This is a genomic window from Marinobacter sp. DSM 26671 (assembly GCF_900112835.1).
GTDB classification, from domain to species: domain Bacteria; phylum Pseudomonadota; class Gammaproteobacteria; order Pseudomonadales; family Oleiphilaceae; genus Marinobacter; species Marinobacter flavimaris.
In genome coordinates this window covers 1-12,904 of record NZ_FONF01000040.1, presented here as the reverse complement: position 1 = coordinate 12,904, position 12,904 = coordinate 1, and the positions used below count along the sequence as shown (strand labels likewise).

Annotated in this window: 8 protein-coding genes and 4 pseudogenes; 4 read left to right on the top strand and 8 right to left on the bottom strand. The window is 52.3% G+C overall.

Annotated elements, in window-relative coordinates; genetic code table 11:
* Positions 1 to 788, top strand: a pseudogene (locus BM035_RS21370) (IS3-like element ISMaq2 family transposase); the annotation flags it as partial.
* 13 nt (positions 789 to 801) lie between these two features.
* Here BM035_RS21370 and BM035_RS23145 read toward each other — a convergent pair.
* From BM035_RS23145 to BM035_RS21355, 3 genes and pseudogenes are all read right to left on the bottom strand, one after another.
* A pseudogene (locus BM035_RS23145) lies at positions 802 to 1,374 on the bottom strand (IS110 family transposase); the annotation flags it as partial.
* Positions 1,375 to 1,389: 15 nt separating this feature from the next.
* Positions 1,390 to 1,521, bottom strand: coding sequence for an IS110 family transposase (locus tag BM035_RS22830; protein ID WP_217646372.1), 132 nt, complete (start codon positions 1,519 to 1,521; stop codon positions 1,390 to 1,392).
* A 212-nt stretch (positions 1,522 to 1,733) separates the two neighbouring features.
* Positions 1,734 to 2,692: pseudogene (locus BM035_RS21355) on the bottom strand (IS3 family transposase); the annotation flags it as partial.
* Positions 2,693 to 2,783: 91 nt separating this feature from the next.
* On the opposite strand from BM035_RS21355, the gene BM035_RS21350 reads away from it, so the two are divergent.
* The gene (locus BM035_RS21350) at positions 2,784 to 3,512 is read left to right on the top strand and encodes a metallophosphoesterase (RefSeq protein ID WP_092034322.1); all 729 of its coding nucleotides are present in this window, start codon (positions 2,784 to 2,786) and stop codon (positions 3,510 to 3,512) included.
* A 60-nt stretch (positions 3,513 to 3,572) separates the two neighbouring features.
* Here BM035_RS21350 and BM035_RS21345 read toward each other — a convergent pair whose 3' ends face one another.
* From BM035_RS21345 to BM035_RS21330, 3 genes and pseudogenes are all read right to left on the bottom strand, one after another.
* Positions 3,573 to 5,684: an AAA family ATPase gene (locus tag BM035_RS21345; protein WP_175497448.1), complete on the bottom strand. Its 2,112-nt coding sequence runs from the start codon at positions 5,682 to 5,684 to the stop codon at positions 3,573 to 3,575.
* A gap of 312 nt (positions 5,685 to 5,996) precedes the next feature.
* Positions 5,997 to 7,190 (bottom strand): hypothetical protein, encoded by a 1,194-nt coding sequence (locus BM035_RS21340; protein WP_092034319.1) that lies wholly within the window; start codon positions 7,188 to 7,190, stop codon positions 5,997 to 5,999.
* Between the two features lie 552 nt (positions 7,191 to 7,742).
* A pseudogene (locus BM035_RS21330) lies at positions 7,743 to 8,099 on the bottom strand (helix-turn-helix domain-containing protein); the annotation flags it as partial.
* 759 nt (positions 8,100 to 8,858) lie between these two features.
* Here BM035_RS21330 and BM035_RS21320 point away from each other — a divergent pair.
* Both BM035_RS21320 and BM035_RS21315 read left to right on the top strand, forming a co-directional pair.
* A complete protein-coding gene (locus tag BM035_RS21320; protein WP_092034317.1) occupies positions 8,859 to 10,460 on the top strand; it encodes an ATP-dependent nuclease in 1,602 nt (533 codons plus the stop codon).
* On the top strand, positions 10,414 to 11,526 hold the full coding sequence (locus BM035_RS21315; protein WP_368073304.1) for a UvrD-helicase domain-containing protein: 1,113 nt from the start codon (positions 10,414 to 10,416) through the stop codon (positions 11,524 to 11,526). The genes BM035_RS21320 and BM035_RS21315 overlap by 47 nt, the downstream gene beginning before the upstream one ends.
* 354 nt (positions 11,527 to 11,880) lie before the next feature.
* On the opposite strand, the gene BM035_RS21310 is transcribed toward BM035_RS21315, so the two are convergent.
* Positions 11,881 to 12,195, bottom strand: coding sequence for a hypothetical protein (locus BM035_RS21310; RefSeq protein ID WP_139216089.1), 315 nt, complete (start codon positions 12,193 to 12,195; stop codon positions 11,881 to 11,883).
* A 116-nt stretch (positions 12,196 to 12,311) separates the two neighbouring features.
* Positions 12,312 to 12,641 (bottom strand): hypothetical protein, encoded by a 330-nt coding sequence (locus BM035_RS21305; RefSeq protein ID WP_092034314.1) that lies wholly within the window; start codon positions 12,639 to 12,641, stop codon positions 12,312 to 12,314.
* Positions 12,642 to 12,904: the final 263 nt, after the last annotated feature.

The following is a 12,904-nucleotide window of genomic DNA, read 5'->3' as shown; positions in this document are numbered from 1 at the left end:
TGGATCGCCTTCATGGTCGCCAGAAAGGCCGAAGCCCGAGATACAGCAAACAGGACGATGACCGGCATTTACCGTTTATCCGCGAGCTGTGCGAGGCCCGTGCTGCCAATGGCTATCGAAGGATCACGGCTCGACTGAATCGGTTGCTCGCAGCCAACGATGAGCGAGTAAACCACAAGCGCGTGTACCGACTGATGAAGCAGGATGGGCTGCTGTTACCCCGGTATACAGGGCGACCTCAAGAGCGCTGCCACAATGGCCAGGTTATTACGTTGAAGCCGGACCTTCGCTGGTGCTCAGATGGCTTTGAGATCCGCTGCTGGAACAAGGAGGTTGTCCGTGTAGCCTTCAGCCTGGACTGCTGTGATCGCGAGCTGATGCGCTATGTAGCGACCACTGGTGGCATCACCGGTGAGATGATTCAGGACCTACTACTGGAAAGCCTGGAATACCGGTTCGGCCAGTCAGAGAGGGTGCCTCATCCGCTGGAGTGGCTGACAGACAATGGCAGCTGCTACATTGCCAAAGAAACGCGGACCTTCGCGTCCTCTCTGGGCTTTGTGGTGTGTACCACGCCCGTGAGAAGCCCTCAGAGTAACGGCATGGCGGAGGCCTTCGTGAAGACGTTTAAGCGGGACTATGTGTACCTGAACGATCTCCCTGATGCCGCCACGGTGATGGCCAGGCTGCCGGAATGGATCGAAGATTATAATCGCAGCCACCCGCACAAGGGGCTGAAAATGAAATCGCCCTGGGAGTACCGGGCAGAACTGGCATCAAACGAATGAGGTGGTGTCCGGTTTAGCGGGGGCAACTACAGAATCGACTCCGTAGCTGCTGAGCATGCTTCTGGGTCAAGGTTTCCAGTTGCTTGTCATAGTCTTTAAGTTCTTCTGTAAGCGCCAGCCATCGCTTTGCCAGCGATTTAAGGGTCGTTGACAGTGCCCTTAAAACCGCCGTGTCGCCCAGGCTTCTTACCACCGCGCAAGCTTTGGCACAGTCGGTTGCTTTTATTCTCCAGAGCTTTTCACGAACATCCTGCGGAGCGCTAACGAGCATCGCTCGAATTTGATTGATTGTCTGCGTTTTCGCTTTCACGGCACTGCGCCTGGCAACCGAGACAATCCGCATTGCTTCACAGGCACCAGACTGCTGCTTCGGTATAGCTTGGGAAATGCCGGACAACACTGATCTGGCAGCGTTTTCGGCATCAATTGGATCAGACTTGCCGTTTAGCCGTCTTCGCGAACGATCGGGCCGGTTCACCTCTAAAACCGCTACTCCTTTATCACTCAAAAAGCGGCAAAGGGCTGATCCATATGTACCTGTGCCCTCAACACCAGCACGTTTTAGCGCACCAAAAGAAGACGCCCATTGGAATAATTGAAATTAACCTGCTGTATTTGTAGAAACGGACTGGGTGCCAAGTAACTGACCAGACTGATTAATAACTGCGGCTACATGAATATCCCTGTGTGTATCTACACCAAGGATCGATTCTTGCTGCAATGCGTGCTTCATGGCTATGACTCCTCTGCGAGGCTCAATTACCAACCCCAGTCGCAGGACAGGACACTCACGGTGCAGTACAAAGCTCCTATTAGGTCACAGACGCTAGGCCCGGTAACTCTCGGGGAACACCAGTATTGGCCGACAGGTCAATGCAAAGGCAATTACGCCAATCCCAGCACGGGTCAGGCCAACACGATGTTCATAAGCATAGTAGATTGAGTGTCCCAGCAATTGCCACGCCGGCTCATGCTTTGGGCCATTCGATAGCGCCAGAGCCTCTGACGGAACTTACGACTGGCATACTGACTTCCCTGATCCGAGTGGAACATAACTTTCTCTGGCTGACCGCGCTGTTCCCAGGCGTGGTCCAGAGCTTTGACGACCAGATCGGCGTCCGGGCTGGAGGACATCGCCCAACCGACAACACGCCGGGCATATAGGTCCAGCACAACCGCCAGATAACTCCACCGTTGGCCACTCCAGATGTAGGTGATATCACCACACCAGACCTGGTTAGGCCGTTCTACTGCAAACTCCCGGTCCAGATGGTTCGGGATATCCGGTCGTTCAACGGTGGCCTGTTTGTAGGCATGAGGGCCTGGTTGCTTACAGATCAGCCCCAGCTCGCTCATCAGTCGTCGTACCTTGAAGCGACCGACGACAACGCCTTCCTCGCTGAGCAAGCCTTTGATTGTTCGGCTGCCGGCAGAGCTGCGGCTTTTGGTAAACAGGCGGTTTACCTGAGCCTTCAGGGCCAGGCGTTCTACATCCACACGGTGCCGCCGTTGGCGGTACTCGTAATAGCTGGAACGACTGACTTCAAACGCTTCACAGACCAGTTCAATTGACTCCTGCTCCCCCAACCGGTCTATCAGCGCGTACGATTCATCTCGTCCGACATCAAGAGAGCTGTAGCCTTTTTTAATATCTCCTTCTCCCGCTCCAGGCGATTGCAGCGGGCTTCCAGCTCCTGAATCCGGCGTTGTTCCGGGGTTAAGGCCTTACCCTTCGGGGTGACACCGTCACGCTCCTCGGCCAGTTGGTTAACCCAGCGCCGAATAGCGCTTTCACCGACTCCCAGGGACACACTGGCCTGCGGAATCGTGTAACCTTGATCCAGCACCAGGCTGGCTGCTTCCTGTTTGAACTCAGGAGAAAAAGAACGTCGCTTTCTGGTCATCAGACACCTCGTTTATGGTGGCGATCTTACCACCTACGTTGGTGTCCGGAATCATTGAACCACTACAATGCGATGAGAACGAGAGTTTTTGATGCAGCGATTACGATGTCTGGGTGAGAATACTTTTGGCAGGGATTTCGTGGTTGGAGACCTCCACGGATGCTACGCCGAATTCCTCGAACATTTAGAAATGCATGGCTTTAACTCCAGCATAGATCGAGTGATATCGGTAGGGGACCTGATTGATCGCGGACCAGATTCCCCGAAATGTCTCAGACTGCCTCAGCAACCCTGGTTTCATTCTGTGTGGGGAAACCATGAGGCTATGATGCTAGACGCTTTATCTAAAGGTCTAGGGTCATCTGAATTCCAGTTCTGGATGCAAAATGGCGGCGAATGGGCATTAGAATATGATCTCGACGAACTGTATCGCGAAATTATTAAATTGGAAAAATCGATACCATTGGCAATTGAGATACCGCTTGGAGGGATTAACGTCGGTGTGATCCATGCCGAGGTACCGGGTCATCAATGGCAGTCTCTGGCACGCGAGCTCACGGACTCCGATTTCAGAAGAGCAATTTGGGGTCGTTCCACAATTCTCAGTGCACTTTACGATGCCGCCCCTTTAGAAGTGGCCGGTATCGATTATGTGGTTTTAGGGCACACCCCGCTTAAGGAACCTTTTCAGGCTGCAAATCGGATTTACATTGACACCGGTGCAGGTCATTCGAATGGCGACTTGACCGTCGCCATGCTCGAATCACTGCTGCAAAATAATTGTCCTAACAACACACCGGAACTTTTCCGACCAGATTAAGGTCTAGGGTTCTACCACGTTTCCACGGACGGCTCTAAAATGGCTATCAGTTGCCCTTGCTCACTGAACAAACCCAATCGGCTGACTAACAACGCCCTCTGTCTGCTGACGCTGCTCCTCCTTCAAAGCCTCAAGCAGCCTTTCCGTTCGCGCTTTGAATCCGCGTAAGCGGAGGTTCTGAACAGCGGCACGGATGAGGCCCGGTGTCAGGTGATCAAGGTGGCTGAGCTGGTCGTTTGTCAGCGCTTTTGCTTTCTCTGAGTCCACTACACACGCCGTTATGATGACTTTGACCTGCTCCGCGTTCAGGCAACTGAATGCCACTTTCAGCTGGAAGCGCCTGAGTATGGCTTTATCGAAGCTGTCAAATCGGTTAGTGGTGGCCAGGAACACACCGTCGAATCGTTCCAGGCGAACCATGAATTCGTTCACGGCACTCACTTCCCAGCTGCGTTGGGCCATGCTGCGGGTATAGAGAAACGTATCAGCCTCATCCAGTAAAAGCACGGCGCCGCTTTTCTCGGCCTCATCGAACATCGCTGCAATGTTCTTTTCGGTTTGACCCACGTACATGCCCAGCAAGTCGCTGCCCGACTGAAGTATGAACGGCTTGTTCAGGCGCGTGGCGAGTTCCTGGGCATAGGCTGTTTTGCCCGCTCCGGGCGGACCATACAAGCAAATTCGGGCCGTACTCTCTTCTCGCGTTAGCCGTTCAACATTTCGGAGTGTTGGCCGTGTGTTGATCCATTCAGCCCGGAATGGCGGAAAGTCTGCTTTGCGGGATTTCTTCAGCACCTGTACCGGGCGCTTCTCACCGAGGGCTGCCAGGCGCTGATCGATCAGCGATTCTAGCCGGTTCTGGTTTCGGATGACCTGTTTGGCCGGCAGATACCGTGCAACCTCAGCCAGGTTCTTGGCCAGTGCTGGAGTCATCCAGCTCTGGCCAGCGGCATTTGCCGCCCAGTCCGCAGACACTGGCAGATTCTGCAGCTGGCGTTTCAGATGTTCGTTTTGTTGGTCGGTTCCGGAGCCTTGTACTTCAACAATGAAATCGAACCGGCGCAGAAACGCCGGATCCATTTCCGCAATGTTATTGCTGGTCCAGATCACCGGTGCCTGGTTCTCTTCCAGCAATTGATTAAACCAACCCTTGGCTAACTGATCCGACCTACGGAACGCATCTTCCATTTCATCGAATAACAGGATTGCACCCAAGCGGTCCTCCAAGAACATCTGCGCCAACTTGGCTGCATCCAACCGAATGCGGCCTGTCATGGCACCGGTGTGAGCATCTTTAGTGGGTACTTCATACAAAGGTGCGGAGAGTTTTTTGGCCATAGCGCGGGCCAACTGAGTTTTGCCGGTGCCCGGTTTGCCATGCAACAGTATGTTCTTGCCACGGGCCTTGGTGCTCAGTGCGTTGTTAAGGTAATCCAGCATCAACTGGAGCTCTGGCACACCATTGAAGTCACCAATCCGATGCTTTGCCTCCGGGCCCGGCGGGCATACATGCCGAAACAGCATCTGTTCAATATCCTGCTCGCTCTGGCTACCGGGTACGTTGGAAGCTGCCAGCACCAATTTGCCTAATAACGGACCGCCTTCAACCAGATCCCAGATATCGCTGCCACGGTTAGGCGGTTCCAACAGGCGGATCTGGCAGAGCATGGCGTCCTCATCCAGTGCCCGGGCAAGCATACGGGATGACTCTCGCATGGCTTTGGCCAGCGCGTTGACCGAGTTGTTGAACTCGTTAATCTCCAGCTCCCGAAGCACTTGTTTGGACTGTGGGTGCTTGAGTAGCAGCAAGGCGTAGATCAGCACCTTGACCTCGACCAAATTAGGCTTCAGGAGCCTAACCAAACTGGACAGCAACGGCTCGAACGAGAATTGAGGCTTACCCTTCAATGATGCAGTCAGTGATTTTTCGCGCTTACGGATGGACTTGAGATGGGCACGACTACCCAGCTGTATCTCACCGTCTTCCGGCATATCAATACCCAGAAAAGCCATCGACTCCTCTGCATTGAACAGACTCAAAGTGTTCTCGTATCCAGGGGTAAGGTACAGGCGGCAGAGGTAAATCTGCAGAAGCTTCAGATCATCTTTGGAACCGGCGGCGCTTCGCTCCAGATCCTGGGCTTCGTTGATGAGCTCTTTCCACAACAGCATAGGGTGGTCTCCCGATCCTTTCGAAAGCACTTTATGCTGTCGATACGTCATTTAATGTCGTTTTTTCTATCCCGCGCCATTACTGAAAGGTATTCTTCATTCACTTGACCCTGACTCCGTTCCAGTACGGCTCCTTATCAGAAAAATCCTGCGATAACCGAACAGCAGCTGTCGCTGATGCAGTCTCCTCGTGCAGCCCCGCCGGCTCGAGAATACCTCATTGCACGGCCAGTGATAATAATGCTACTGACCGTGCCCGCGGAGTCCTGAGGTGCCTCGAGTTTTTGCTAAAGTCTGATTATTTCCTATCGATCATGCCTTATTTGTAAGCTCACCTTTTGCACTTTGCCATTGTTGTACCGCTAGTATTCTCGCATCAATACCCCAGATATAACTGAAGCCTTTTAGAAGAAGCACTAGAAAAATTATAGGGATAACGACCGCTTTCAGAGTCAGGAGCGCCATCAAATTAAGCATCGAATCAACCATCTGTTCCGCCTTTCCCTGTATGCGAGAAAGATCCGTCATTTCCCTGGCAGAGGCAAAAAAGCCTTTCCCACCGCCATTGAGCTCTCCAGCAAGAGCCTCGAGCTGCTCGTCGATACTGTCCACACGTTCTACCAATTTATCGAGCTCATTGAGTGCGCCAGAAAGCGCCGAAGCACGCTGCTCGACCGAAGCTTTTTGCTTATCATATTCAGGGTTCTCGGAAAAGTAACGCTCTCTCAGGCCTAACTCCTTGCGGATTATCGCCAACTCTGCTTCAGAAACGTCCAGATCAGCCTGCGCGTCTGCAACTTTGGCTTGTGTTATGGAAAGGCTTTCTTGCAGTGCTTCTCTGTCTTCATTAAGTGATTGAATCTGCTCTTTCAGCTCGATAACAGCTGGGTCATTGTCATCTGGCGCTGCACCCTGTGGACTTACTGAGGAGATGCTCGCTGATGCAGCTTGAATGCCTTTATGCTCAGACGACGTCTTCTCTGATACAAACGCCTGGTCCACAATACCATTAAGAAAAACCACTAATACAACGAGAAAACGGGCCAGCCCAACTAGGGCAAATGCTTTTATCAGAAATGCCGACTGCCTCCCTTGTCCTAAAAAGAAGGAGACAATAAGCAACGCCCCAGAGACTGTGAGCAGAAGTTTAAAAAAATTCGTTGCAACGATTTCACCAAGGATTTTTTGAGCGATCAGGGATCCAATTGACATCTTAAGAACAGAGGAAGCATCTTCAATCAAGTCATCTACTGGATCGAGCATCTGACCGAATTGAACAGAGGCGATTACTGCGTCCACTTCTACCGTTTTGATAACAGAAATAGCAGCATTTGCTAATCGGAGCGTTCCAAAAATACTCAGGGATTGAACAATAGCTTCGTCTGCATATTCCTGCGCCTTACGATCGATAATGTTCAACCACGAGAATGCGATAATAATCAACACTGCAAGCACAGCTGCCTGACGCCTTCGTCCAGTAAACTCTTGATTATCCAAATTGATCATTTTCTCACCTTAAACTGAAATTTTGTCTAGGCTCAAAAGCTGTGTGTAACGGTCAGCCCGCCGGTCAATGCTCGAAGCCATCCGCACTCCCAAAAACCAGATTATCTAACCACCCATAAATCCTAGAAATCCTCTATAGTTCGAATATGTGAATAATGCTGCAAGCAAGATCGCTCGAGAATTAAAGTACATAGCCACGCGCCTTTTCTGGACATACCGGCCGTAAGAGTCATGCCAATTTATCGGCGTGAATGAAACTTCGGTAACGATAATCCCTCATTGCGACAAATAAGGTCGCTTTGACGCTAAAAGTATGAATTACCCATATTCAATAACACTTACTACAACTTCCACTACCTCACCCGATGTCGCATAGTTTAGAACCACTGGCGAATACCTTCCCTGCCCTCGATTTTCCCGATCAGGTATACATTCGGGTCCCGGAAAATAAGGTCGAATGGATGCACAACTTTCTTCCGGAGCTTTCCAGTTGCTGGCTTGATAAGCCAGTGTGCATTTGTATTCTTGTAACAAAGCTGCGGTGACGGTTTCCTGGGAGTAGCTGTAACAGTGATTGGTATACTCAGCGGTGAATTCCTCCCACAACAGCTGCTTGGTCATCCCTTTACGCTTGAGTTCCTGATGAACGGTGGCCCAGTCAGGCACCTGGTAGCGAGTCGATGTGGTGCGATCGGCACCGGGATAGAACAGGGCCGCAAGGCGGCCATCGTCCAAATCCTCGGGCAACGGCCAGTTGAGGTTCAGGGCATCGGCCCGGGCCAACAGCTTCTGGATGGCCCCGAAACTGGTCTTAGTGCTGGCACTGATCTGCCGGATCGAGAGTCCGGCTTCCAGCCTTAGGCGAAGCACCTCTCTGATTTTACGCATTGGAATTCTCTTTGCTGGCACAACTCCGCTCCCCAGAAAAAGGAATCAGAGTAGCAAGCGGTTGAATAAACAATGCGTTAAGAAGGATTCCGGTTGAACGTGAACACCGTTTCCAGGAATGTGAACGCTGATTCCGGCATCGTGAACACCGATTCCGCAAAATCCGGAAAAGTGTTCACCTTCAATCGGAATGACTGTTCACGTTGAACCAGAATCGGTGTTCACGTTCGTCCGGAATGGGTGTTCATGATGGGCCGGAATATGCAGCTAAACCACTTTCTCTTTAGGTCGGGTCACTTCGGTCGCAAAGCGGACATTCAGATCCGAGTCCGAAAGATCCAGTTTGAGGCTGGGGGTGTCACGCGTATCGGGGGAATTCCAGGTATCAGCTGTGCATGCACGCGACGCCAACAGCCCGATAATCACGAAAGGGATCGATCAGCTTCAGAAAGAGTTTCTGTCGGGCTTTGATTTCCTTGTGCAGTAATACTTCCCCCTGCGGGTCGGTCATGCCAACGAACAGGTTACGGGCATTCAGATCGATTCCACAATTATGCCGGTGGGTGCTATGGTAAAAGTTTATAAGGGTTCTCGCTTCAATGTTTGGTCTAGCGGGCAACCGCTGGGCTGGCGAGCAGGCTCAATTAGTGTCAATCGGCGTTATAGCGACCCATTTTCCGTTACTTAGCGGATGAAAACCGGTACTTGGGCTGATCGTTCTCCTGCATACCCCCCTCCTTGGAATTCAAATTATAAGCGGACTCAAAAGGATAGGTTCCGATGATAACGAAGGTAAAAATCGCCGGCTATCGCATTTTCGAGGACTTCGAGTTCCAGCCAGACAAAAACCTCAATCTGATTGTGGGTGCCAATGAAAGTGGAAAGTCCACGCTGCTTGAAGCTATCGCTTTGGGCCTCACCGGACGGATCAATGGACGGCGAGCATCCGAGGAACTGAATCCCTATTGGTTTAACACAAGAATGGTTGACGATTTCGTCGAAAGTAGAAAAGCGGGATACAAAGTCGCACCGCCAGAAATCCGGATCGAATTATTCTTTGAGGACAGGGACGATCTTCAGCATCTGTGTGGCGCAGTGAACAGCGAAGTGCCTACCAAAGCCTGCCCAGGTACATCGCTCCGAATTATTCCAAACCCTGAATACATTGCTGACTTCGAGAAGTGGATGGAGAGTCCGTCGGACGTCCTTCCAGTAGAATATTATATGGAAGATTGGCGTGACTTCGCCGACAACCGGCTTACTCAACGGCCACGTCAACTTGTCACCGCCGTCATTGATTCCCGCACCGTTAGATCAGCCCATGGCGTTGACTACCACCTGCGCAGTATTCTTAGTGATAATCTGGATCCGTCCGAGCGGGCAGCCGTGTCGCTCGCCTATCGTCAAGTTAAGGTTTCGCTTTCTGATGGTGTCTTGGGAGATATCAACGAAAGAATTGGCGCCGGTCAGGCATCACTTCAAGATAAACCGATTTCGCTTGCGATGGACCAGAGTGCGCGGACCTCATGGGAGACGGCAATTACGCCTCATGTAGATCGCGTTCCGTTTTCGATGTCGGGGCAGGGTCAGCAAGCAGCTATCAAGATTTTGCTAGCGATGGACCGTCATTCCGATCGAGCAAAATTTGTCATGGTCGAGGAGCCAGAGAACCACCTTTCACACACCAGCCTTGCAACCTTGATTTCGCGGATGCAGGACTTGGCTGGTGACCAGCAGCAACTGTTTATCACGACTCACAGCTCATTCGTTCTCAATCGACTAGGGCTGTCCTCCTTGTTGCTCATCGGAGCGAGCGCGGCACCTCGCATTCCCGAACTTCGAAAGGACACAGTCACATATTTTCAGAAGCTCCCCGGCTATGACACGTTGAGGCTCGCCTTGGCAGATAAGATCGTTCTTGTGGAAGGTGCATCCGACGAGATCATCTTTGAGCGCATTTTTGTAGACCTATATCAAAGAAGGCCTATTGAGCTAGGAATCGATGTTATAAGTATGAGGGGCCTTTCGGCTGCGCGCGCACTTGAATTGTGTAAAGCGTTGGACAAGCGGGTAGCAGCGATACGTGACAATGACGGCATCGACGCGGAAGATCTTCGAAAGCCCTTAGATGAATTTCTGGAAACAGGTAAACGGGAGCTTTTTGTCGGCCAAGTGGAGCATGGCAGGACACTAGAACCCCAGATTGTGCATTTCAATGGAGAAGACAAAGTCCGACGAATGCTTGGAATCACATTACGGGCTAACTTAGCCACGTGGATGGAGCGAGAGAAAACAGAAGCCGCGCTACGCATATCGGAATCTGGCGAACCCCTGAATGCGCCAGATTACCTGCGAGAGGCGGCGGAGTTTATCCATGGTTAACCGACTTACGCTGGGAGTGGCAGGTTCGGGAAAGACACGAGGAATTGTTGAGCACTGCGCGTCGCTGGCGCCGAATCGGCGAGTCGCAGTAATAACTTTCACCCAAGCCAATCAAGCTGTGCTAAGGGCCCGCTTGAGAGCGGTCGCAGGTAGTCACTCTGACATCGAAGTAATGGGCTGGTTCGCGTTCCTTACCCGACATTTTGCTCGGCCATTTGTACCGTTCAAATTCCCAGGAAGACGTATCCTCGGGTTTAATTTTGATGGCCGGCCTCATAGATTCGCTAAAGGGCCTGCCAGATTCCTTGATTCGGGGTCGAGTGTATATGCGTGCGAGCTGGGCCGGTTGGCCAATGAGTTAATCGAAGCTAGCAGTGGCAGCCTCATGCGACGACTTGAATGTATCTATGACGAAATAGTGATAGACGAGGTTCAAGACTTGAGCGCCTACGACTGGAGTATCTTGGATGTACTATTAGGCTCGTCAATCGATATCACAATGGTTGGCGATTTCAGGCAGGCCGTTCTCGCGACCAATCCACGCAGCTCAAAGCACAAAGGTTACGCTTATGCGGGAGCTATCGAATGGTTTCGGGAGCGCGAGAAAATTGGTCTCGTCGAGATTTCTTACAGCACCACCACATACAGATGCCGTCCTGAAATTGCTGCCTTCGGGGATACGATCTTTGGCCCCAAGTGGCGGCTCCCACCAACAGACTCAAAGAACCATGAAACGACCGGTCACGACGGAGTTTTCTTGATTCATCCTGACCATGTGAACATCTACGTAGAGGAATTTTCACCGCAGTGCCTGCGACATTCCTCCAGCTCAGGAAAGAAGTTCGATTTGGATTACATTAACTTCAAGGCGGCAAAGGGTACCGAATACCAGCGCGTGCTCATCGTTCCCACCGCGGGCATTGAGAAATTCCTGCACGCTGGCGAAGCTCTTGAACCTGGGCCTGCGGCAACCCTCTATGTCGCTTCGACCCGGGCGTTCCAAAGCGTAGCTCTCGTAGTCGCTAAAGCAGATTCTTGTGGGCTTCCATGGTGGAAGCCTGTCTAAGAGGTCTCTGATTATTCCCTAAGGCGTCGTATATTCCATTGGATCGGAGAAATAATGAAGTAGAGCGACGCGGCAAAAAGGCCCGCTTTATGGTCAATTCGGCCATTTCCGAATGTCCGCTTTTGTTTAGGAATTGCCTAGGGTGCCAGCGGTCGCAAAGCGGACATTCAGGTCGACCACAAAGCGGACATTTTTCACCGCCCAAAACATCTCTTTCCAGGGACGGCAACTGCTGTATAGTCGTAACCAAAACTAAGGAAAGTCTGATGAATGCCCAATTTTCTATCGTCAATGCGCCCGCGCTAGCTGCGACGGCGTCTTTGGGAGAGATGAAAAAGGCTTTAGGAAGAGACCTCAAAACGGAAAAAGCAGCGGCGTGAGCCAAATTACCACGCCCATGGCAAGCAGCTGCAGGGGCACCCCTAACTTGGCGAAATCGAGGAAGCGGTAGTTTCCCGGCGCAAGCATCAGGATGTTGACCGGCGAGGCCACGGTCATCAGTACTGGTTCGGGGCTGACCCCCATTCCCACGCAGTGGCAATGGGGGTTACCAGCACGTTGGTAGCAGTATTCGAGATAAACTGATTGAGCACGGATGTCAGCAGAAACAGGCTTACGTAGAGCGCACGGGGCCTGCATCGCCAAAGCCTGCGACAAGCTGGTAGACAATCAGCGCCGGAGCACCGCTTCACTCCATCGCCAGAGGTAATAGTCCGGCAATCAATACAGACTGGTGGAATTGAGGGATCGATAGGCTTCCGGCCGTGTCAGGCAGCCACTGCCGATTATCGCCAGCGCCAGCGGGGCATTTCGTCCATTTCCTCGGGCGTATCCAGCAGAACAAAATCACGCTCCTGCTGCAGCTCACGAACCCGGTTCCAGCCACCGACCAGCAACAGTGTGTCGCTTTCTTCAAGGCGGGAGTTACCAAACCGCGTGGCTTGGGATTGTCCCATCCCTCGGACACCACTACTACTGAGCCGGAATTGTTCACGGAAGCGCCGCTCCTCGGGAGTCTTCGCGATCAGTGAAGATCCGCGTCGCAGTGCCACCTCTGCCACTCCGAACTCCTTAATGACCCGCTCCATTTCGCCCTCAGGAAAACCCAGGGACAACAGGCACTCTGTGAGGCACAAAACCGTTCAACGGCTTCGGGCGAACCATGCATCAGCAGCCAGTCACCCGTCGCCACGCGGGTTTCCACCAACACCAGAGTGGAAAGCAACCTTCCGGCCCGTAGGATGCCAAAAAGCGTGACTTCGTAGTGTTTACGCAGGGCGGCCTAGGCCGCCGTTTTGCCGGCCAGCCCCGAGCCGGCCGGCACCGTCAACAGGGATAGTTATTCCATCACGATCTTTGGCATAATCTGACTGCCGCC